This is a genomic window from Rhizobium zaerense, assembly GCF_051810725.1.
Classification (GTDB): Bacteria; Pseudomonadota; Alphaproteobacteria; order Rhizobiales; family Rhizobiaceae; genus Rhizobium; species Rhizobium leguminosarum_I.
In genome coordinates, this window is record NZ_CM132690.1 from 4381222 (window position 1) to 4403499 (window position 22278).

At 62.1% G+C, this 22278-nt stretch carries 20 protein-coding genes; 14 read left to right on the forward strand and 6 right to left on the reverse strand.

Annotated elements, in window-relative coordinates; all coding sequences use genetic code 11:
* Nucleotides 1-30 precede the first annotated feature (30 nt).
* Both ACS4RR_RS21890 and ACS4RR_RS21895 read right to left on the reverse strand, forming a co-directional pair.
* Complete coding sequence (locus ACS4RR_RS21890) at nucleotides 31-903, reverse strand: amino acid ABC transporter permease (protein WP_456189389.1); 873 nt, start codon at nucleotides 901-903, stop codon at nucleotides 31-33.
* A 5-nt stretch (nucleotides 904-908) separates the two neighbouring features.
* Nucleotides 909-1841: an ABC transporter substrate-binding protein gene (locus tag ACS4RR_RS21895; RefSeq protein ID WP_456189390.1), complete on the reverse strand. Its 933-nt coding sequence runs from the start codon at nucleotides 1839-1841 to the stop codon at nucleotides 909-911.
* A gap of 501 nt (nucleotides 1842-2342) precedes the next feature.
* On the opposite strand from ACS4RR_RS21895, the gene ACS4RR_RS21900 reads away from it, so the two are divergent.
* From ACS4RR_RS21900 to ACS4RR_RS21925, 6 genes are read left to right on the forward strand one after another with little or no spacing between them, the layout of a single operon-like run.
* Complete coding sequence (locus ACS4RR_RS21900) at nucleotides 2343-3578, forward strand: ABC transporter ATP-binding protein (RefSeq protein WP_456189391.1); 1236 nt, start codon at nucleotides 2343-2345, stop codon at nucleotides 3576-3578.
* A complete protein-coding gene (locus ACS4RR_RS21905; RefSeq protein ID WP_222385808.1) occupies nucleotides 3575-4624 on the forward strand; it encodes an ABC transporter substrate-binding protein in 1050 nt (349 codons plus the stop codon). Before ACS4RR_RS21900 ends, ACS4RR_RS21905 begins: the two co-directional genes overlap by 4 nt.
* A gap of 9 nt (nucleotides 4625-4633) precedes the next feature.
* Nucleotides 4634-5461: an ABC transporter permease gene (locus ACS4RR_RS21910; protein ID WP_012755672.1), complete on the forward strand. Its 828-nt coding sequence runs from the start codon at nucleotides 4634-4636 to the stop codon at nucleotides 5459-5461.
* Nucleotides 5454-6275: an ABC transporter permease gene (locus ACS4RR_RS21915; RefSeq protein ID WP_260110245.1), complete on the forward strand. Its 822-nt coding sequence runs from the start codon at nucleotides 5454-5456 to the stop codon at nucleotides 6273-6275. Before ACS4RR_RS21910 ends, ACS4RR_RS21915 begins: the two co-directional genes overlap by 8 nt.
* A 45-nt stretch (nucleotides 6276-6320) precedes the next feature.
* Nucleotides 6321-7742, forward strand: a complete 1422-nt coding sequence (locus ACS4RR_RS21920) for a M24 family metallopeptidase (protein ID WP_456189392.1) — start codon at nucleotides 6321-6323, stop codon at nucleotides 7740-7742.
* Nucleotides 7743-7750: 8 nt separating this feature from the next.
* Nucleotides 7751-8413, forward strand: a complete 663-nt coding sequence (locus ACS4RR_RS21925) for a flavin reductase family protein (protein WP_456190165.1) — start codon at nucleotides 7751-7753, stop codon at nucleotides 8411-8413.
* A gap of 124 nt (nucleotides 8414-8537) precedes the next feature.
* On the opposite strand, the gene ACS4RR_RS21930 is transcribed toward ACS4RR_RS21925, so the two are convergent.
* On the reverse strand, nucleotides 8538-8939 hold the full coding sequence (locus ACS4RR_RS21930) for an acyl-CoA thioesterase (RefSeq protein WP_032985021.1): 402 nt from the start codon (nucleotides 8937-8939) through the stop codon (nucleotides 8538-8540).
* A gap of 285 nt (nucleotides 8940-9224) precedes the next feature.
* Between ACS4RR_RS21930 and ACS4RR_RS21935 the strand changes: the two genes are divergently transcribed.
* The 5 genes from ACS4RR_RS21935 (at nucleotide 9225) to dxs (ending at nucleotide 14472) form a co-directional block, all read left to right on the forward strand.
* Nucleotides 9225-10160 carry a histone deacetylase family protein gene (locus ACS4RR_RS21935; RefSeq protein ID WP_017963072.1) on the forward strand — a complete coding sequence of 312 codons (936 nt, stop codon included), beginning with the start codon at nucleotides 9225-9227 and terminating at the stop codon, nucleotides 10158-10160.
* Nucleotides 10161-10162: 2 nt separating this feature from the next.
* Entirely contained in the window at nucleotides 10163-10414 is a 252-nt protein-coding gene (locus ACS4RR_RS21940) for an exodeoxyribonuclease VII small subunit (protein ID WP_003545921.1), read from the forward strand.
* A gap of 84 nt (nucleotides 10415-10498) precedes the next feature.
* The gene (locus tag ACS4RR_RS21945) at nucleotides 10499-11266 is read left to right on the forward strand and encodes an SDR family NAD(P)-dependent oxidoreductase (protein WP_170282388.1); all 768 of its coding nucleotides are present in this window, start codon (nucleotides 10499-10501) and stop codon (nucleotides 11264-11266) included.
* Nucleotides 11267-11437: 171 nt separating this feature from the next.
* Entirely contained in the window at nucleotides 11438-12361 is a 924-nt protein-coding gene (locus ACS4RR_RS21950; protein ID WP_222385805.1) for a pirin family protein, read from the forward strand.
* A 188-nt stretch (nucleotides 12362-12549) separates the two neighbouring features.
* Entirely contained in the window at nucleotides 12550-14472 is a 1923-nt protein-coding gene (gene dxs, locus ACS4RR_RS21955; RefSeq protein WP_456189393.1) for a 1-deoxy-D-xylulose-5-phosphate synthase, read from the forward strand.
* A 227-nt stretch (nucleotides 14473-14699) separates the two neighbouring features.
* On the opposite strand, the gene ACS4RR_RS21960 is transcribed toward dxs, so the two are convergent.
* The gene (locus ACS4RR_RS21960) at nucleotides 14700-16634 is read right to left on the reverse strand and encodes a methyl-accepting chemotaxis protein (RefSeq protein WP_456189394.1); all 1935 of its coding nucleotides are present in this window, start codon (nucleotides 16632-16634) and stop codon (nucleotides 14700-14702) included.
* Between the two features lie 219 nt (nucleotides 16635-16853).
* Complete coding sequence (locus ACS4RR_RS21965) at nucleotides 16854-17861, reverse strand: DUF4424 domain-containing protein (RefSeq protein ID WP_456189395.1); 1008 nt, start codon at nucleotides 17859-17861, stop codon at nucleotides 16854-16856.
* Nucleotides 17862-17989: 128 nt separating this feature from the next.
* Here ACS4RR_RS21965 and ACS4RR_RS21970 point away from each other — a divergent pair, with 128 nt between their 5' ends.
* The 3 genes from ACS4RR_RS21970 to ACS4RR_RS21980 all read left to right on the forward strand — a co-directional run bounded on the left by ACS4RR_RS21970 (nucleotide 17990) and on the right by ACS4RR_RS21980 (nucleotide 21440).
* Nucleotides 17990-18736: a TlyA family RNA methyltransferase gene (locus ACS4RR_RS21970; protein ID WP_170258288.1), complete on the forward strand. Its 747-nt coding sequence runs from the start codon at nucleotides 17990-17992 to the stop codon at nucleotides 18734-18736.
* Entirely contained in the window at nucleotides 18733-19983 is a 1251-nt protein-coding gene (locus ACS4RR_RS21975) for a class I SAM-dependent RNA methyltransferase (RefSeq protein ID WP_260110238.1), read from the forward strand. Before ACS4RR_RS21970 ends, ACS4RR_RS21975 begins: the two co-directional genes overlap by 4 nt.
* A 452-nt stretch (nucleotides 19984-20435) precedes the next feature.
* Nucleotides 20436-21440 (forward strand): MBL fold metallo-hydrolase, encoded by a 1005-nt coding sequence (locus ACS4RR_RS21980; protein ID WP_456189396.1) that lies wholly within the window; start codon nucleotides 20436-20438, stop codon nucleotides 21438-21440.
* A gap of 80 nt (nucleotides 21441-21520) precedes the next feature.
* Here ACS4RR_RS21980 and ACS4RR_RS21985 read toward each other — a convergent pair whose 3' ends face one another.
* On the reverse strand, nucleotides 21521-22276 hold the full coding sequence (locus ACS4RR_RS21985; protein ID WP_456189397.1) for a crotonase/enoyl-CoA hydratase family protein: 756 nt from the start codon (nucleotides 22274-22276) through the stop codon (nucleotides 21521-21523).
* Between the last annotated feature and the right edge of the window lie 2 nt (nucleotides 22277-22278).

Here is a 22278-nt window from a genome sequence, read left to right on the forward strand (position 1 = left end):
TGATCTCAATTCACGTCGATGGATCCGCGATCACGCCCGTCCGGGAGCGCGAGACTTCTCTGCTGTCCGGCCTTTCGGAACAAGACTCTTTTCGAGATAGTGCTGGCCTATGGATGCGACGCTCGTGATGGCGAGGTACCAGATCGAAGCGACGAACAGCAGTTCGATGACCAGGAAGTTCCGGGCGTAGATCGCCTGGGCTTGCGTCAGCAGATCCTGCATGCCGATGACCGAGACGATGGCACTGGCTTTCAGCATGCCGATGGCCTGGTTCCCCGTCGGCGGCACGATGATACGCGTGGCCTGGGGCATGATGACGGTGAAAAAAGTCTGTGTCTTTTTTAGCCCGAGCGCCGTGGCCGCTTCGCGCTGGCCGCGATCGACCGCGATCAGGCCACCGCGGATGATCTCCGACATGTTCGCGGCTTCGTGCAGTCCGAGTGCGAGGAAGCCGGCCAGGGCCGGCGTCACCAGATCGTTGATCGAAATGGTGAAGCTCCCCATCCCGATCTGCGGGACGAAGAGGGCGATATTGAACCAGAAGAAGATCTGGACGATGAGCGGCACGCCGCGAAACCACCAGACGAAGCCGGCGGCGATCACCTTGAGAACGAGGTTATGGCTCGTCGCCATCAGCGCCAGCAGGCATCCGAGCACAATGCCGAACACCATGGCGCCAGCCGTCAGTTCAAGCGTCAGCAGCACGCCGCGCAGGATCGAAGGATCCACCAGATAGCGGGGGATCTCGGACCACTGGATGCTCTGGCTCTGCCCGACGACGAGCGCGAAGAAGGCCAGCGCTGACATCGCGATGGCACCGGTTGCGATCTGCCACCAATGCATCGGTCTTCCGACCGATGGCGCAAGGGAGAGCGATATGGGTGACGCTTGAAACAGGGCCATCGGCGTCAATCCGCAGGCATGCTGGCGGCATCATTGACCTTGACGGTCTTCACGGCCAGCGGTCCGAGGCTCCACTTCTTCATGATGGTCTCGTAGGCGCCGGAGTCCACCATCTGCTGCAAGGCGGCTACGACGCTGTCGCGCAGCTGCGAATTGTCCTTGGCCGTCAGCATGCCGAGATAACCGACGGCAAGGCGGATATCCGGCAGCGCCTGCAGGCCCTTGCCGTTTCCGGTCTGGTGCTCGGTCGTGTAGACGCTGGTGGCGTAACCATTGACCGTGGCGTCAGCCCTCCCCGTGCGGACGGCCTGCAGCACATCCGGCATCTTCGGGATCGACATGATGGTGACTGGGGTCGCGCATTTGGCCGATGCCGCCTCGACCATCTTCGCCTGGAAGGTGCCGACGGGAACGGCGACCTTCTTGCCGCACAGATCCTCCATGCCCTTGATGGCGAGAGGATTGTCCTTGATCGTCATGATCGTCGTTGCGTCATACATATAGTCGATGACGTCAACCTGCTTTTCCAGCTCCGGATCGTCGTTGATTCCCGAGATCGAGATGTCGAAGCGCTTTGCCAATATGGAGGGCACGATCGCCGCACCCGCCCCGACATCGGTCATCTCAACATCGACGCCCAGGATGACGCCGAGTGCGGCAGCGATATCGGCATCAATGCCGATCAGCTTGCCATTCTCGCCGTGAAAGCTGATCGGCGGCGTCAGGTCGGTCGCGACCTTCAAGACGCCCGACGACTTGATGGAGGGCGGCAGACCGTCGGCCAGTTTCTGCGTGAGGGCGACGCCGGGGAGCTTGGCGACATCGGCATCGGCCGTCATCTTCTCGACGGCACCTCCGGCGGCATAAGCAGAGGCCGCGATCAAAGTGACCATCGCTCCGGCAACTCCGGCCTTCAAGATTTTCTGGATGCACATCATGTGATCCCCTCTTTTTGTGTCGGTGAATTCTCGGGATCATCCATGCAATCGCCGTGCCACCTGCAGTGGCGCATCGATAATTATCTGATATCTATAGTCTTTTTGTTGATGACGACATTTCTGATGGAGTTTCGCAACATAATTCGCATTAAGTTTCGAACATATGATGCACACTTTTTACGCTCCCCTGCCCTGCCGCATCACTTTTGACCGCCTTCATTGGCTCACGAGACCCGAAAGCACCCTTCAGATGCCAAATCCCGCACTTTTCGGCGCTTAATCGCCCGTTCAGGGGCCGTGGCTGTTTCTATCTGATGCCCATTTAATATACGACACTGGCGAAAATTTATACAGAAACTAAATTCGAATTTCAGATCGAATGTGTTTTATTATAAACTTTCGAAACTTTATAAGTCAAAAATACCGCTTAATTTTCATTAGCTTGGCATTGACCATAATGACGAACGTGAAAACTGGCATGCCGCTTGCAATTCGTTTCTCATGAACAAGCTCGACGCAAAATTTCTCGCCGGACCGCATCTCCGTCTTGTGCCGGAGACAGCACAGCAATCCGTGACCTCGACCCAAAACCAGGGAGGCCCTATGCCAGGCATACCGAATATGGCTGAACGCAAGCGGCTCAGCGTTCAGGGCCTCACCCACAGTTACGGTGGCCAGAACGCCATCAGCGACGTGGCCTTCGATATCGAGGCCGGCGAGATCGTTGCTCTGCTCGGGCCGAGCGGCTGCGGCAAGTCGACCGTGCTGCGCGCCATCGCCGGGCTGATCCAGCCGAAGACCGGCAGGATTGTGCTCGGAGAGAAAGACTTGGCAGAGGTCTCGGCCCGCTCACGCGGCGTCGGCATGGTCTTTCAGAACTATGCTTTGTTTCCGCATCTGACGGTCGCAGAAAACATCGCCTATCCGCTCGCCTGCCAGAAGCTTCCTCGCGCCGAGCGCAAGGTGCGCGTCGAGGAGATGCTGTCGCTCGTCGGACTCAAGGATTATGGCAGCCGCCTGCCGCGCGAACTCTCCGGCGGCCAACAGCAGCGCGTCGCCGTTGCGCGTGCCATCGCCGGGCGCCCGTCCCTTCTTCTGCTCGACGAACCCTTCGGCGCGCTCGACCGCGCCTTGCGTTTCGATCTGCAGGTGGAGCTGCTGCACCTGCAGAAGACGCTCGGCATCACAACGCTGATCGTCACGCACGACCAGGAGGAGGCCCAGAGCCTCGCAAACCGCCTGGTGCTGATGAACAAGGGCAATGTCGAACAGATCGACACGCCGATGACCGTTTATGACCGCCCGAAGACGCTCTTCGTCAACACCTTCATCGGCCAGGCCAACCTGCTCAATGGAACGGTGCTGCGGCTCGATGCCGAGAGCTCGCTGATCGGCCTTGCGAATGACCAGACCCTGCTGCTGCCGCGCCGGCTGAATTTCACCCTCGGCTCGAAGGTCACGATCACCTTCCGGCCGGAAGAGGTTCGCCTGTCGACGCAGCCGAGCGAAAGCACGCTGCCGGTTCGCATGACGGTTTCCGTGCCGCTCGGCCCTTCCCTCGTCCATGACCTTGTTCTGGAAGACGGCACGGGCCTGCGCGCCTCCGAGGTCAGAGGCCCCACCACATTCATTCCCGAACCGGGAACGCAGCTATTTGCCGAGATCGACACCGCAAGGTGTCACGCCTTTCCGGCCGAACCGGAAATCATGAGTGAAGAAACAATTCAACAGAGGTGAACGAGATGAAGGACTTTCAGATTACCCGCCGTGGGTTCGGTTTCCTGGCAGCCGGTGTTGCCGCATCGGCCATGCTTCCATTTGCCGCCCGCGCCGCCGGCAGCGGAGCCGTTGCCGCCACTTTCCCAGGCAGTTGGGAGGATGCCTACCGCACAGTGCTGACGCCGATGGTCAAGGATGCAGGCTACGACCTGACCATTGCGCCGGCGATGGCGCAGGACCAGCTTGCCAAAATCATGGCAAGCCCCGGCAACCCGCCCTATGACACGCTGCTGATGTCGCCCGGCCAGATGGCCGTCGCCATCGAGAAGGATCTCATCCAGAAGATCGATCCGAGCAAGCTCAAGAACTGGGGCATGCTCGATCCGTCCTTCCAGGGCGAATATGGCCCGACCGTGACCATCGAAGTCAACGGCATCGCCTACAATCCCGATCTCGTTCCGAAGCCGAAGGGTTATCGCGATCTCTTCGAAAACCCGGCCTATAGCGGCAAGGTTTCCTGGACTGGCTTTGCCTCGAACACCGCCGTCATGGCCTATACCGAGATCGCCAAGATCTTCGGTTCCGGCCCGAACGACATGGACGCCGTCTTCAAGCTGTTCAAGGATCATCCGGAGCATCTGAAGGGCGTGGTCGACAGCACCAACCATCAGATGACGCTGTTCCAGCAGGGCGAAATCGCCGTCTTCATGTGCTCGACCGGCAACGTCGCCCACCTGAAAAGCCTCGGCCTCAATGCCGAATTCGTCCACCCCGAAACCGGCTCGCCGGCAGCCCCCGTCAACATCCACCTGACCAAGGGCTCGGCCAATCTCGACGCGGCCTATGCCTATATGGATGCCGCCATTTCCAAGGCCGCCCAGGACCAGCTCAAGGAGCCGCCGACCGAGATGTTCCCGACCAACAAGGACGTGGCGCTGACACCGGGCATCGAAGCCTATGTCACCCGCGACCAGATCAAAACCATGGTCTATCCGGACTGGGTGGCGATCAACAAGAACCGCGACGACTGGATCCGCCAGTTCGACGCTCTCGTTGCCGGTTGAGGTGATCTGATGAAGGCGAGCGGCTTCCCATACGTCCTGCCGATGCTGTTGCTTTCCGTGGCGTTCTTTGCAACGCCGCTCGCCGTCCTCGTCGGTTTCAGCTTCGCCGGCCCCGGCGGGGCGACCCTCGAACATTATGCCCGCTTCTTCGGCGACGCGTTCAATTTCCGCGTCCTTGTCAATACTGCAAGGCTCGGGCTCGAAACCGTCATCGGCACGACCTTGCTCGGCGTGCCGATCGCGCTTCTCTACTGGCACGGCGGCCGAAACCTGCGGCAGGTGCTGATCTTCCTGACGCTCATTCCGATGCTGACCAGCAATGTCGTGCGCACCTTCGCCTGGATCGTCATCCTCGGGCGCCAGGGGCCGATCAGCGAAGCGCTGGTCGGGCTCGGCCTGACGGGCATGCCGACCAGCCTGCTGTTTACCGAACTCGGCCTTGTGATGGCCATGTGCCAGATCGACCTGCCGCTGATCATCCTGCCGCTGATCGCCATCCTGTCGCGCACGCCGGTGCAACTGACGGAAGCGGCCCAGGTTTCCGGCGCCGGTCCCTGGCGCATCTTTGTCACCGTGCTTCTGCCGCTGATGCTGCCGGGCCTGCTGGCGGGCTGGATCCTGGTCTTTGCCAGTACCAGCAGTTCCTTCGTTACCCAGGCCGTCATCGGCGGTGCGCGCAACGTCTATGTTCCACAGTTGATCTACCGCGAAGTCGGCACGTTGTTCGACTGGCCGCTGGCCTCGGCCATCGCCGTCGTCCTGCTGCTGTCCACCGGCTGCCTGCTGGTCGCCCTTACCATGATGTCCCGTCACAGGAGGTTGGTCGGTCATGCCTGATCGTCGCGAAAATCCCATTCCCGTCATGCTCTACAAGGCATTCGTCTACGGTTTCGGCGGGCTCTGCGTCATCTATCTCGTGGCACCCATCGTGATTGCGCTGACGATGTCGTTCACCTCGGGGCAGACATTGAAATATCCGCCGCAGGGCTTTTCGCTCCGGTGGTACGCGGCGCTGCTCGATCCCGTGCGCTCGGCAACCGAACATATCGCCGCCTGGAACTCGCTGAAGATTGCCGGCCTTGCCGTCCTCGGATCGCTGATCTTTGCGGTTCCGGCAACCATCGGCATGACGCGCATGAAGCGCAGCGCCGCCGGCACCATCGAGCCGCTGCTGCTCGCCCCGCTCGTCCTGCCGAGCCTGGTCTACGGCCTTGCCGCCCTGATCGTCGCCAACTTCATCGGCTTCAAGCCGTCGCTCTGGCTGACCGTATCAGGCCATGTCGTCGTCTTCGGGCCGCTGATGTACCGCGCCGCCTCCGTCGTCGCCCAGGGTGTCAATCCCTCGCTTGCCGAGGCATCGACGACGATGGGCGCCAGCTGGTTCATGACACTGCGGCGCGTCACCCTGCCGCTATTGATGCCCGGCATCCTGGCCGGCGCATTCCTCGTCTTCATCCAGTCGCTCGACAATGTGTCGGTATCGCTTTTCCTCGCCGACGCCCGAACGACCGTCTTGCCGCTGCGGATGTTCGCTTTGATCGAGGAATCGCTCGATGTGCGCGTCGCTGCAATCTCCGGAATTCTGATCGCCGTGACGCTGGTCGGACTGCTGGTTGCCCGGCGCGTTCTCGCGCCGCCGCGGCAGGCCTGAACGATCCGCCATTTGACCTATGCTCGAATTGGAAGGAACAAACTTATGAACATGCGTGCGACAAACGCAGGCGGCGGGATGGGATCGCTGCTGGCCGATTTCCAGCCGGATTTCGACTTCTCCGCGCCCTTGCCGCTTCCTGTCGAAGAGTTCGAGGATCGCCTTCGCAGAATTCGCCGTCAGGCGGTCGAAGCCGGTCATGACGCACTGATCGTTCACGCCGGCAGCGTCGGCTGGTTCCACGCTTCGAACGCCTATCTTCGCTATATTTGCGACTGGATGCGCGAAGGCGTGCTGATCATTCCGACCGACGCCGACAAGGCGATGGTGCTTCTCTCCTTCTTTACGCAGTCCGTTCTGCTGCCACCGGGCGGCGAGCCGGTGCTCGTCGACGAAATCTGGCAGATCGGCCCGATCGGCCGCGAATATGCCGACCGCCCCGGCGATTCCGTCATCAAGACCGCTGAGAAATGCGCCGAGGTTCTCGCCAGTCTCGGTCTTGCCAAGGCCCAGATCGGCAGGATCGGCGACCGTACGTCGCTGACCTTCTGGTCTGCCCTCGACGAGTTGATGCCGAAGAGCAAGTTCGTCGCCGACAACACCATTCTCGACCGCATGCAGAAGGTCCGCTCATCGCGCGAGATCGAGATGTTTCGCGCCGCCGCCCAACTGGTCAGCATCGGCACGCAGGCCGCCTATCATGTGGCGAAGTCAGGCGTCACCGACCATGAAATCCTGGCCGCCTTTACCTATGCGCAGATGGCGCTCGGCGGTGAAACCGGCGACGGCTATCAGATCGGCATCAATGAATTCGGCACCCATTGCGGCAAGCCCTATGGCCACATTGTCCGCCCGGGCGACCTCATCAACCTCTATATCTCCAACGTGACGTATCGCGGCTATACCGCCCAGACCGCCCGTATGATCGCGGTTGGCGACATCACCAGCCGTCAGGAAGTCGTGCTTGCCGCCTGCACCGAGGGCGTCAAGCGGGCCGAAAAGCTCATCAAGCCCGGCGCACTGATGCGCGACGTCAACAATGCCGCCTTCGAACCGATGATCGAGCGTGGCATGCTTTCGTCACCGGAAGCGCGCACCATGCCCTATAACTGGTCGCCGATGGACGACGGCGGCGCGCGCCTGATCCCCCATCAGTATGTGAAGGACGTCGATTGGGAGGCGCAGGGCCGCAAGCTGATGCACGTCTATCCGGCAACGCACGGACCGCACAATCCGAACCTCGGCCATTCCGTCGGCATGGCCGGCGGCCAGAACAGCTTCAACATCTCCTCGCATAACTACGACAGGATGGAGGAGGGCATGGTCTTCGTGCTGCACACGCAATGGCTGGAACCGCTATCGGCCGGCTGCAACATCGGCGACATGTATGTCGTGACCAAGGACGGTTTCGAGAACCTCAGCCGCCATACCCCGCTTGAAACCCACCGCGTCGCTGCCGAGGCCTGACATGACCCATCATACAACACACCCATTTCGATTTCGCCAAGCTGACCGAGCGCGAGCGTTACAAGATCCTCATCGGCACGGTCATCCCCCGCCCGATCGCGCTGGTCACCACCTTGAGCAAGGAAGGCCTGCCGAATGCCGGCCCGTTCAGCTTCTTCAACGTCCTCACCCACGACCCGGCAATCGTCGCCATCGGCGTCGAGAATTATGCCGACATGCGTTTCAAGGATACCGCCCGCAACATCCGCGAAACCGGCGAATTCACGGTCCATATCTGCGATGACGCCCTTGTCGACCAGATGGAGGTCTGCGCCATCAAGTTCGGGCCCGAGGTCGACGAACTCTCCGAAGCCGGACTGGCAACGACGCCGGGACAGATGGTCAGAAGCCCGCGCATCCTGGCCGCGCCCGCAGCACTCGAATGCCGCCGCCACACCACCCTGCAGGTCGGGCCGGCGCGCGAAATCATCCTCGGCGAAGTGCTTGGCGTCTATGTCAGAAGCGACGCGGTCAATCCGACAAACTTGCATATCGACCAGCAACTGATGGACGCCGTCGGAAGGATGGGTGGCCACACATATGCGAGGACACGCGACCAATTCGACGTCAAGACGCAGACCAAGGAAGAGTGGAGCTCGCGAAAGAGCGTTTCGGAGCCGGTCATCGCATAGCCGGGCTTGGGCTCCGGCCGGCTATTCAGCTGTCGGAAAGACCGCTCCCGTTTCTCAAAGGCACTGAAATGCCTTCTTTTGGTTCTCGCCCAGCTCACGGGGACCGTTTTGCCTTTGGAATCCTTTAATTCAAAAACCGATAAAGCCAGTCTCGCGTCTCCTCCGGCAACGGAGCCGGCGATTCGTCTTCGGGGGCGTGGGCCTGCCAGATGATTTCCACCTCGGCGGCGCGCTCCTCGCCCGCCTCGATCGAGATGAGGAAGCCGATGGAGCGCACGCCGATCTTGTCGACGGTGGCGGTGAAGGTTGCCGTCTCATCATAGTGCAGCGGGCGGTGGAGAAAGCAGGAAACCTTGCTGGGGCTATAGACGGGTTCGTCGTCGACATCGGGCCGTGAGGACCAGAAGCCTGCGAGCACGGACTCGGCATAGGAAATATAGGAGGCCAGAAACATCCGGCCGGTCATATCGACATCGCGAAACGGCACGCGTATTTCCGCCACATCAGGACGTTTCGACTGACTCATCAACAGATCTGCCTTACAGAGTTCCCATGGCAACAGTACTTCATAATAGCTTATACCGGAACCGGCTTAAGGATAAAATTACGCAATAGTTCAAAGTGTTACAGTGTCCTCCACGTACCGGTAACATGCAGGGCCTTGCAAGGGACCTGATCGACGGGAACGGCGCAAAAGAGACAGTCCTGATAGGCGAACGGTCGGACGGCGCGACAAGAGCGCTTGTTGAAATCGTCAGGCGACGCCCCATCTGCTGTGGCACATGACATAAGCGACCGATAGAGTGTCTTCATGAGCACCCGTCTTTATGAACACCCGATCTTCCTGGAACATGTGACACCAGCCGGCCATCCGGAACGGTCGGACAGGATCCGCGCCATCAATGTCGCGCTGGAGCATCCGAATTTCGAGCGGCTGGAGCGCCGGCAGGCGCCGCAGGCGAATGAGGATGCGGTGCTGCTGGCGCATCCGGAGGAGCATCTTACCGCCGTGATGCGGGAGATTCCCGAGGAAGAGGGTGAGATCAACCAGATCGAAGCCGATACCTATGCCAGCAGCAAGAGCCTGCAGGCGGCATTGACCGGCATCGGCGGGGCGATGGCGGCGGTCGACGACGTCTTTACCGGCCGGGCCGACAATGTCTTCGTCGCCGCCCGCCCGCCGGGGCACCATGCCGAGAAGATGACGGCGATGGGCTTCTGCTTCTTCAACAATGCGGCGATCGCCGCCCGGCATGCGCAAAAGACGCATGGCGCCGAGCGCATCGCCATCGTCGACTGGGACGTGCATCACGGCAACGGCACGCAGGATATTTTCTGGGACGATGCCTCGGTGCTGTTCTGCTCGACGCATCAGATGCCGCTCTATCCCGGCACCGGCGCCAAGGATGAGAAGGGCAAGCACAATACCATCGTCAATGCGCCGCTTTCGCCGAATGTCGGCAGCGACCATTTTCGCGAAGCGTTCAAATCGCGCGTGCTGCCCGCCCTTGACGATTTCCGGCCGGATCTCATCATCATCTCCGCCGGCTTCGACGCGCATCACCGCGACCCGCTGGCGCAGATCAACCTGACCGGCGAGGATTTCGACTGGGCGACCGGGCGCGTGCTCGAACTGGCGGACCGGCACGCGAAGAACCGGGTCGTCAGCCTGCTCGAAGGCGGTTATGATCTCGAGGGACTCGCCGAATCGGCGGGCATGCATATTTTGAGAATGATGAAGGGTTGAGAATGACAGACAGCGCCAAGCCTGAGGTATCAGGCCTTTCCTTCGAAAAGGCGGTCGCCGAACTCGAAAGCATCGTCGCCCGGCTGGAACGCGGCGATGTGGCGCTGGATGAATCGATCGAAATCTACGAGCGCGGCGAAGCGCTGAAGAAACATTGCGAGACGCTGCTTTCGGCCGCCGAGAACCGCATCGAGAAGATCCGGCTCGACCGCGCCGGCAAGCCGCAGGGCGTCGAGCCGCTCGACGGCGCCTGAGGCGGCAAACTCCCTTTGAAGACGCTTGGCTATCGGCTTCGGACCGATCTATGATCCTCTCCCAAGCAATGAGGGGACATAGGAATGACGGACAGATTGAAGGGCAAGGTCGCCATTATCTCGGGCGGCGCAACCGGCATGGGCGGTGCCGCCTCGAAGCTTTTTGCGGCGGAAGGCGCGCGCGTTGCGATCATCGACCGCAATCGGCAAGCAGCAGCCGAGACAGTCGAGGCGATCCGTGATTCCGGCGGCGAGGCCGATTGCTGGACGGCCGATGTCTCGGACGAAGCCGCCGTCAATGCCGCCGTCGCCGGTGTCGAGGAACGCTACGGCGCAGTCACCGTGCTCTTCAATCACGCCGGCACGATCGTCATCAAACCTTTTCTCGAAACAACCGTCGAGGAATGGGACTGGCTGCACGCCGTCAATGTGCGCTCGATGTTCCTGATGACCAAGGCCGTGCTGCCGAAGATGATTGAAAGCGGTGGCGGGTCGATCGTCTGCACCTCGTCGATCTCGGCGGTCGCCGCCACGCCGATGGAAGTCCTTTACGACACGACCAAGGGTGCCGTGCATATGTTTGCCCGCGCCATCGCGGTGGAATTCCGCGACCGCAACATCCGCTGCAACGCCGTCTGCCCCGGCTTCATCCGCACGCCGCACGGCCTGCGCGAGGTGGCCGACCTGCAAGCGCTCGGCGTCGATGTTTCGGATGCCGCCATTGCCGCGCAGCAGGGGCGGATCGGCGAGCCCGAAGACGTGGCGCGGGCCGCGCTTTATCTTGCCAGCGACGAGTCGAGCTTCGTCAATGGCGCCCATCTCTTCGTCGACAACGGTTTTACCGCGATCTGAGCCAATCGTCCGGCGCGCTTTCCAGTGCTGGAGCGTCCTTTGCGCATCCGATTGGACGCGCGGCGCGCTTTCCAGTGCTGGAGCGTCCTTTGCGCATCCGATTGGACGCGCGGCGCTCCAGGCGCTATTTGTGGGCGATGACGCGCGGCCCTGTAGCGATCGGAGATCCCCATGTCCTTCTTTCCCGGTAAAGACCCCCTGCCCGGCGATGCCTTTGCCTGCGACGCGATCGAGAACCTGATCATCCCGCGCACCAGCGATATCGGTGGTTTCCAGGTGCGCCGCGCGCTGCCCAGCCGGCAGCGGCGGCTGGTCGGGCCGTTCATCTTCTTCGACCGCATGGGTCCGGCGATCCTGAAGCCCGACGAGGCGCTCGACGTCAAGCCGCATCCGCATATCGGACTGTCGACGGTCACCTATCTGTTCGACGGCGAGATCCGCCATCGCGACAGCCTCGGCACCGAAAAGGTCATCCGTCCCGGCGATATCAACCTGATGACGGCCGGCCGCGGCATCGTGCACTCCGAGCGCACGCCCGACAATCTGCGTGGCCATCCGCTGCTGATGTCGGGGCTGCAGACTTGGCTGGCTCTGCCCGACGACAAGGAGGAGATCGATCCCGCCTTCGCCCATACGGAAAAGTCCGCCATGCCGCTGATAGAGACGGCAGGCGTGCGCGGGCGCGTGGTCGTCGGCTCGTTCGAAGGCATGACATCGCCGGTCGGTGTTTTCTCCGACACGCTCTATGTCGATCTCGACCTGCAGCCGGGCGCCAAATTTCCTTTCGGCGCAGGCCACGAAGAGCGCGCCGTCTATGTGCTGTCGGGCGAGGTCGTCATATCAGGCGACCGTTTTGCCGCCGACCAGTTGCTAGTCTTCCGGCCGGGCGATCAGATCACGCTGGAAGCCGGCCGCGACGGCTGCCACCTGATGCTCTTCGGCGGGGCGGCGCTCAATTCGAAACGTTATATCTGGTGGAATTTCGTCTCCTCCTCGAAGGAGCGGATCGAACAGGCCAAGGAGGAATGGCGCAGCGGCCGCTTCGATATCGTTCCCGGTGACGAAGAGGAATTCGTGCCTTTGCCGGAAGGCTAAATGGATCCCAATGATCCGAATCCTCCGGATCGGGATCGAGAAATAGAGCTGGATCTCCGCCGAAAACCGCTCACACTTTTCGGCATCATGCTCTAAGGTGAAAACCTTCGGTTCCTGAAATGCACTTGTTTTGCCGCAATCTAATCGAATAAAGCGGAACAAGGAAAAGCAAGAAAGAGCGCCCGCCCGTGACACAACTGCCGAAGACCCCCCTGCTCGACCAGGTCATCTATCCCGCCGACCTGCGCAAGCTCGAGGATCGCGACCTGCCGCAGCTTGCCCGCGAAGTCCGGGACGAAATGATCGATGCGGTGTCGCGCACCGGCGGCCATCTCGGCGCCGGTCTCGGCGTCGTTGAATTAACGATCGCCATCCACAGCGTCTTCGACACGCCTGATGACCGGCTGATCTTCGATGTCGGCCATCAATGTTATCCGCACAAGATTCTCACCGGCCGGCGTGACCGCATCCGGACGCTGCGCCAGGAAGACGGGCTGTCCGGCTTCACCCGCCGGGCGGAGAGCGAATATGATCCCTTCGGGGCCGCGCATTCCTCGACCTCGATCTCGGCCGGCCTCGGCATGGCGATTGCCGCCGACCTCGACAAATCAGACCGCCGCGTCATCGCCGTCATCGGCGACGGGGCGATGTCGGCCGGCATGGCCTATGAGGCGCTGAACAATGCCGGGGCGCTGGACGCGCGCCTCATCGTCATCCTCAACGACAACGACATGTCGATTGCGCCGCCGACGGGCGCAATGAGCGCCTATCTCGCCCGCCTCGCCTCGGGACGCACCTATATGGGCTTCCGCGATCTCGGCAAGAAGCTGACGGCCTATCTCGGCAAGAACATCGACCGGGCGATCACCCGCGCCGTCGAGCATGCGCGCGGCTATGTCACCGGCGGCACGATGTTCGAGGAGATGGGCTTCTATCATATCGGCCCGATCGACGGGCATTCCTTCGACCACCTGCTGCCGGTGTTGCGCAATGTGCGCGACAATGGGCGCGGACCGGTGCTGATCCATGTCGTCACCCAGAAGGGCAAGGGCTATCCGCCGGCGGAAGCCGCGGCCGACAAATATCACGGCGTCAACAAGTTCGACGTCATCACCGGTGCCCAGGCAAGGGTCAAGCCGAATGCGCCGAGCTATACCAGCGTCTTTGCCGAAGCGCTGGTGCAGGAAGCCGCCCTCGACGACAAGATCGTCGGCATCACCGCCGCCATGCCGAACGGTACCGGCCTCGACAAGCTCGCCGAGGCCTTTCCGTCGCGCTGTTTCGACGTCGGTATTGCCGAACAGCATGCCGTGACCTTCGCTGCCGGCCTGGCCGCAGAAGGCTACAAGCCGTTCGCAGCGCTTTATTCGACCTTCCTGCAGCGCGCCTACGACCAGGTCGTGCACGACGTGGCGATCCAGGGACTGCCGGTGCGTTTTCCGATCGACCGTGCCGGCTTTGTCGGCGCCGACGGGCCGACGCATGCCGGCTCCTTCGACACCACGTTCCTCACCACCCTGCCCGGCTTCGTGGTGATGGCAGCCGCCGATGAGGCCGAACTCAAGCACATGGTGCGCACGGCTGTCGCCTATGATGGCGGGCCGATCTCGTTCCGTTATCCGCGCGGCGAAGGCGTCGGCGTCGACATGCCGGCGCGCGGCGAAATCCTGCAGATCGGCAAGGGCCGCATCGTCAAGGAAGGCACCAAGGTGGCGCTGCTCTCCTTCGGCACGCGGCTTGCCGACTGTCTGCTTGCCGCCGAGGATCTCGATGCCGCGGGGCTTTCGACGACGGTCGCCGATGCGCGTTTCGCCAAGCCGCTCGATCACGACCTGATCCGCCAGCTTGCCCGCCACCACGAGATGGTGATCACCGTCGAAGAAGGCGCAATCGGCGGCTTCGGCAGCCATGTGATGCACTTCCTCGCCACCGAAGGCCTGCTCGACAACGGCATGAAGCTGCGCTCACTCGTCATGCCCGACATCTGGATGGAGCAGGCCAAGCCCGAAGCCATGAACGCCCACGCCGGCCTCGACCGCGCCGGCATCGTCTCAACGGTGTTCAGGGCGCTGGGGCGCCGGCGGGCGGTTGGGGTTGGGGTTGCGGGGTAAGATTTGGGTGAGGGCGTGCCGTGTGGCCCCCTCATCCGCCTGCCGGCACCTTCTCCCCGAGGGGAGAAGAGATATGCCGCAACGTCTCGATTCCCTCTTCTCCCCTCGGGGAGAAGGTGCCCGTAGGGCGGATGAGGGGGCTGCTCGGCAGGTCCTCTCAATAAAAAGGCGGCGCATCACTGCACCGCCCTGTTCATTTAACATCCCTTCCTAAGAAGGCCGCCCTCTCAGAACTCCGTCCAGTCTTCCTTCACGGCTGCAGCGCTCGCCTGTCTTCCGCCGAAAGCCTTGGCGACGGTGCGGGTCAGGGCGTGGGCCGGGGAGGCGACCGGGCGGGCGTTGGTGCCGGCAACGCTTGCGCGCGGCGCCGGGGCCAGCTGGCCGAGCTTGAACTGGCGCAGCAATTCTTCGAGAGCGTTTGCCTCCTGAGCGAGCGCATGGCTGGCGGCAGTCTGCTCCTCGACCATGGCCGCGTTCTGCTGCGTGCCCTGGTCCATGTTGTTGACGGCAGTGTTGATCTCCTGCAGGCCGATCGACTGTTCGCGGGTGGCGGTGACGATGGCGCTGACGTGGTGGTTGATCTCCTGCACCTCGGAGACGATGACCTCCAGCGCCTTGCCGGTTTCGCCGACCAGGCCGACGCCGGCAACGACTTGTTCGCCCGAGGTGGTGATCAGCGCCTTGATCTCCTTGGCGGCCTTGGCCGAGCGCTGGGCAAGCTCGCGCACTTCCTGGGCGACGACCGCAAAGCCCTTGCCCGCATCGCCGGCGCGGGCGGCTTCGACGCCGGCGTTCAGGGCCAAAAGGTTGGTCTGGAAGGCGATGTCGTCGATGACGCCGATGATGTTGGAGATTTCGCCCGAGGACTTCTCGATCTGCTGCATGGCGGAGACCGCCTTGCGGACGACTTCGCCTGACTTTTCGGCGCCGAGGCGGGCGCGCTCGACGAGATTGCCGACATCCTCGGCGCGCTTGGCGCTGTCGCGAACGGTCGTCGTCACTTCCTCGAGTGCCGCGGCGGTCTGTTCGACGGCGGCAGCCTGCTGCTCGGTGCGGTGGGCCAGATCGTCGGCAGCCGAGCGGATTTCGCCGGCGCCGGCATTGATCGCCGAGGCGTTGCGGCCGACCGATTGCAGCGCCGCCTGCAGCTTTTCGACGGCATGGTTGAAGTCATTGCGCAGGCTGTCATATTGCGAGGCGAACGGCGTCTGGAGGCGGCCGGCCATATCGCCGTTGGCAAGCTCGGCAAGGCCGCCCGCCAAAGCGTCGATGGCATAGCGAATCTCGCCTTCCTCGCGCGCCTTCTGCTCATCACCTGCCCGGCGCTGACGCTCGGCGTCGTCGCGCATGCGGTCGGTCTCGCCGGCAAGGCGCAGCTTCTCGATCGCCGCCTGCTTGAAGACCAGGACCGACTGGGCCATGCGGCCGATTTCGTCGCCGCGGTCGGTCGCCGGAACCTCGATGTCGTTCTGACCGCCGGCGAGGCGATCCATGGCGCTCGTCATGCCGACGACCGGGCGGACGATGATGCGCGACATCAGCCAGGCGAGCATAGCAGCGGCAAGCGAGGCGAGGATGCCGCCGGCAAGCAGCGTGATCTTCAGATCGCTGTTGGCATCAGCCCGGATCTCGGCAAGCGCTTCCGACTTTTCACGCGCGGTGGCCTTGATCTTGGCCGAGGCCTGGCGGAAACCGTCGAGCTGGCCCTTGGTGGCGTTGACGCCGATCTTGACGACCTCTTCGATCGGCATGTCGGTTTCCTTGCGCGCCTTGGTCTGCGGCTCGGCGAGTTCATGGAAATAGAGGTCGGCGGCCTTCTGCATGCCCTCGATCATCTCGACCAGCTGCGGCTCGCCGGCCGCCGTCTGTTTGGCGGCGGCAATCGCCTTCAGCATGCGCTCGCGGTTGGCGAAGACGTCGTCATAGGTGCTGTCGCTGCGAAAGAGGATGAAGCCACGCAGGTTAACGGCCTGTTCGAGCATCGCCTGCAGCGCATCGTCGATCTGATTGACGAGCAGCTCGGACTTTTCCTGCTCGGCAGACGCGGCCGCGGACGCCGTCGCCTTGGAGTAAACGAAAGCGGAAACGGCGACGAAAATGAGAATGAGGGCTGCGAACGTGGCCGCAAGTTTACCGTTCAAGGATATGTTTTTGGCGGACATCGGTGATTTCTCCTGACGACAGTCGACGCGGCGAGAGGCAGGTCGCGCGAGACGCAACCGCCGGGATGTTTGAAACTGAGAACATGATCGGCGTGGAAACGCGTGCGCCTTCATGGCGCTGAGCAGTTCAGACGAACCGCCGCAATCACGCCGAACCTATCCGGGCAGGCTTTAAATTTGTTTAAATTTGTGCACTGCAACCGAGGCCGAGCGCGCGGATTATTGTGCCGTTTCCGGAGGATTGAGGATCAAGATGTCGAAATCCTTTGTGGGATCGAAATCCTGTGATGTCATCCGGAAGGTCGTCGGACCGATCTTCCGAACGTTGCTGCCGCAGAAGCTGATGAGGCTGCCCGGCTTGCCCTTGTCGATCGTCAGTTGGAAGCGCCTGATCGGTCCCGCCCAGTTGGCGCCGGTCGACAGCACATAGGAGATCCAGCTTTCGGTATAGTTGGCGCCCCCGGCCTCGGCTTCCCGAGCACGCTGCTGGGCAACTTTGACGAAATCTCCGTCGAGGCAGTATTTGCGCGAATATTCGTCGAAACGCTCGCCCTTCGGCTCGCCACCTTCGAGAAAGCTGATGGCAACGGTGCCGCCGACGGCCGGTTTGTAGCGATGCTGGACGCTGACCTTCTTCTTCGCCGGGAAAGTGGTACGCCACCAATAGGTCGAGCGCAGCGTCCAGAGCGGCACGAGATCAACCTTTGCGACGCCATCGGCATCGCCCTCGGCCATGGGATAGACGAGCCCGCGGGCGGTCCAGTCCTTGCGGACGGTTTCGGGAAGCTTGGCGAGCGCCTCGGTCGTCTTCTGGCTATAGGGAAGGACCGGAATGCCCTGCTTGGCGAATTCCTCGGTGACGTCGATGCCGAGCGAGACGACGCGCTGCTGCAGCTTGGCGGTGATCGGCCTGCCGTCCTGCACGGTGGAGAAATGCAGGAAATTGTCGCTGTCATAATCGGAGATGGCGGAATTGTTGTCGACTTGGCCAGTGATGTCGGGCATCGGAAAGGCGACCAGGCTTTCGACATCCTTGTCGGAACTATTCTCGAAGATATAGTCGACGCGCACTTCCGAAGCGGAGATGAAGAGATCCTCTTCAGCCATGCTGACATCGTCGGATTGGGCAAAGATCAGCCCGCCGGTCTTGACCTCGGCCATCGTGTCGTTCGCGATCGCGGGCGATGCGATCACTGCCGCGGCAATCAGCGTGAAGAGCTTCAGCATGGAACACCCCCGTGTCTGCGGCCGCGCGGTCGCCGCGGCAGGATTATCGCCGAAAGCTTTTGAGGGTCAATGACGGTCTTGGGAACAAATTGCTTGCAACCGGCGGCTTTGCCGGTCATGCACAGCCGATGTCAGATCAAAACACCCAACGCCTCGACCAACTTCTCGTCTCCCTCGGCCTCTTTGCCAGCCGCTCGCGCGCCCGCGACGCCGTGCAGCGCGGCACCGTCAAGATCGGCGGCCAAGTGGTGACGAAAGCTGGCGCGCTGTTTGGCGCAGACGCGGCAATCGAGATCGACGATCCGGCGCAGGACTATGTCTCGCGCGCCGCACTGAAGCTTGCCGCCGCACTCGACCATTTCCGGCTCGATCCTGCCGGCCATCACTGTCTCGATGTCGGGGCCTCCACTGGCGGCTTCACCGAGGTGCTGCTGCAGCGCGGGGCTGCGCATGTCACCGCGATCGATGTCGGCCACGGGCAGATGCATCCGCGCATTTCAGGCGATCCGCGCGTCACCAACAGGGAAGGCCTCAACGCCCGCAATCTGACCGCAGAGGATATCGGCCATCCCGCCACCTTCATCGTTTCAGACGTCTCCTTCATCACGCTGAGGCTGGCGCTTGCGCCGGCTCTCGAGATCGCCGAACCCGGCGCTATCGCCGTGCTGCTGGTCAAGCCGCAGTTCGAGGCCGGGCGCGAGGCGATCGGCAAGGGCGGGATGCTGAAGGACCCCTCCTCCGCTCCCGCCGTTGCGGCGGAACTGGAGCGCTGGTTCACAGAGGACATGGGCTGGAAAAGCCTCGGCCTCATCCCTTCCCCGATTTCCGGCGGCGATGGCAATCAGGAATTTCTTCTGGCAGGATTGAAACCGTGAGCACCGAAACCGTCAAGATCGAGAAGCTCGGCGCCCAGGGCGACGGCATCGCCAGCAGCGCCGGCGGGCCTGTCTACGTGCCCTTTTCCCTGCCAGGCGAAACGGTGGCGATTGCCCGGGTCAAGAGCCAGGGCACGATCATGTCGATCACGACGCCCTCGCCCAACCGGCAGGAGTCGCCTTGCCGGCATTTCGGCCCGGATGGCGTCAACGGCACCTGCGGCGGCTGCACACTGCAGCATATGGCCGATGCGCCCTACCGCGCCTTCAAGCGCCAGCTTGTGATCGATGCGCTGAAATCGAAGGGTCTGACGTCAGAGGTCGGCGAGATCGTTCCGGCCCGGCCGGGCGAGCGCCGGCGCCTCGTCTTTGCGGCGCGCAAGACCGAGAAGGACATGCTTGTTGGATTCAACCAGGCCGAAAGCCACCATATCGTCGCCATCGAGGAATGTCCGATCTCGTCGGCAGGGATCATCGCCCGGCTGCCGGCGATCAGGGCGATTGCTGCATCGCTGGCGACCAGCGCCGAACCCTTCCGCGTCGCCGTGCTCGAAACGCTTTCCGGCCTGGACATATCAGTCGACGAGGTGAAGAAACTCTCCGACCCGCAGCGGCGCAAGGCGATCGAGACCGCGCTCAGCCTGCGCGGCATCGCCCGTGTTTCGCTGAACGGCGAAATCCTCGTCGAGCCGTCGAAGCCGATGGTCGAATTCGGTGGCGTCCAGGTTTCACCGCCGCCGGGCGGCTTCACCCAGGCAACCAAGCCCGCGGAAGAGGCGATGGCCGAACTGGTACTTGCTCATGTCGGCAAGTCGAAGCGGATCGCCGATCTCTTTGCCGGCGCTGGCACGTTTTCACTGCGGCTGGCGCGGATCGGCCGCGTGCACGCCGTCGAAGCCGAGGCAAAGGCGCTCGCAGCCCTCGATCATGCGGCCCGCAACACACAGGGGCTGAAACCGGTCACCGTCGAAAAGCGCGATCTCTTCCGCCGCCCCTTGATGACGCAGGAGTTCAAGCCCTATGACGCCGTCGTCTTCGATCCGCCGCGGGCCGGCGCCGAGTTCCAGTGCCAGGAGCTCGCCCGCTCAGGCGTGAAGAAGATCGTGGCCGTCAGCTGCAATCCGCTGACGCTGGCGCGCGATCTGGCGATCCTCGTCGAGGGCGGCTACCGCATTACCGGCGTGACGCCGATCGACCAGTTCCTCTGGACTTCGCATGTCGAGGTGGTGGCGACGCTGGAGAAATAGGCGTGCCTGTCGGCTAAGTTTTTGCTCTCTGTGCCGGCGGTGTGGTGCCCGAACCGTCTTCCTAGCGTTGGAGCTACCTTGTCGGTTTCCGGTTTTCGTGTCCCGATCCGAGCTGTGTCGCATTGCCCGAGTCCCGGCTTGTGTGCCTGAAACGGCATCTGTTGCAATGGGTTGGATCTCCGAGCCCGCCATAGTGGTCACGATGCCGCGGCTCTTCCTATATTGGTAGAACCGGATGAGGCCCCTATGTGCATCCTGCAAGACGAGAATGCTCCACGCACATCGCCACAGATAAGGCCGCAGCGGAAAGGCATCGCGGAATCGATAGGCTTTTATCGGTATCTTTTCGATAGTGACGCGATATCGAAAAGATAGTAACCAATTGGCGGTGATCTCCACCCTAAGGTGAAACATGATCGACAAAAACAGAAGCGTTGCCCTGGTCACCGGCAATGACTAAGTCCAAAAGACGCAACCCCTACTATAACGGCCCCGTGTCCGATCATTTCGACGGCACGCATTTCTTCAATCCCGAAGGTATCGAACCTCTTGGTTTCCGCGATGTGTTGCGGTGGCAATTCGGCGGTGGCCGTGAGCCCTGGCCGAGGTCGGTCGCAAGTCCGTACGCGGCGGCCAAACCGGATTCATGCGTCGACGGCGAGGACCTAAGAGTGACCATGGTCGGCCATGCGACTATGCTCGTGCAGGTCGCTGGGCTCAATATCCTCACCGACCCGGTATGGTCAGAGCGCGCGAGTCCCTTCGCTTTTGCCGGACCCAAGCGCGTCGTCCAACCGGGCATCGCATTCGATGATTTGCCGCCAATCGATCTCGTGCTGGTGTCGCACAATCATTATGATCATCTCGATATCGCAACGCTCAGGCGGTTGGCTGCGAAGCATCGGCCACTTGTCGTGACGCCGCTCGGCAATGACACAATCATACGCCGTGCCGTGCCCGATATACAGACGACATCGATGGACTGGGGCGAGCGCATTTCGCACGCCGGAATAAGCATTGATGCCGAGCCTGCACACCATTGGTCCGCTCGCGGAACCGCCGATCGCCGGATGGCACTCTGGGCGTCGTTCATTTTATCGACTCCAGCCGGAAAGATTTATCACGTCGGAGATACGGGCTTTCACGACGGCATCAACTACAAAGCGGCACAGCAGAAGCATGGCGGCTTTCGCCTGGCCATTTTACCCTTCGGCGCCTATGAGCCGCGCTGGTTCATGAAAGGGCAGCACCAGAATCCGCAGGAGGCGGTGGCCGGGATGAAGTTGGCAAATGCGGCCTATGTGGCCGGACACCACTTCGCCACGTTCCAACTGACGAATGAAGCGGTCGACGCGCCGGCAAGAGCATTGCAAGAAGCCATGAGCGAGCATGATATTCCCCCGGAACGGTTCCGGCCGCTCAGGGCCGGCGAGGTATTCAATGTGCCGGCGGTCTGATCGGTATCCGTTTGCTCCCGAACTGGTGTTGGTACCGGCCTGCTTGCCATGGATTGTTCGGAAACGATCGAGATCGGCGCTCAGCGGCGCATGAAGGCTTCGAAGGCCGCCCGCGCCTCGGCGCTTTTCAGCCGCGCGGAGAAATAGCGGGCCTCTTCGTCGATGCGGGCGATGATCTCGCCACGATCGCCGCGAATGAGATCGCGGGCGATGCGCAGCGCCTCCGGCGGCTTGGCCGCGAGCTTTGCGGCGAGGGCAAGCGTTAGTGAATCGACCTCGCCTGGTTCGACGACCTTCCAGACCAGGCCGGCTTCCTTCGCTTCCTCGGCCGAAAATGCTTCGCCGGCGGCAAGCATGGCGAAGGCGCGCTGATATCCCATCAGCCGCGGCGCGACGAGGCTGGAACCTGCCTCCGGCACTAGTGCCAGATCGACGAAGGGTGTGCGGAACTGGCTGCGGTTGGAGGCGACGGTCAGGTCGCAATGGAAATGGATCGTCGTGCCGATGCCGACCGCAAGGCCGTCGACGCCGGAGACGACGGGTTTTTCGGCCTTCACCAGCGCATAGAGGAAATCGAGAATCTCCTGCTCCAGGCCGCGGCCGCCCATCGCGGCAGCAAGAAAATCGTTCAGGTCGTTGCCGGCCGAGAAGCAGCCTTCGGTGCCGAGCAAGGCGGTGGCGCGGATGTCGGGGTTCGTGTTGGCCGCAGTCAACGCATCGGCCATGGTGCGGTACATGGGGCGGGTGATGGCGTTCTTCTTTTCCGGCCGGTTGAAGCGGATGGACTGCACGCCGGGATAAGCGGAAGGCTGCTCGACGATGATGTGGTCGGTCATAA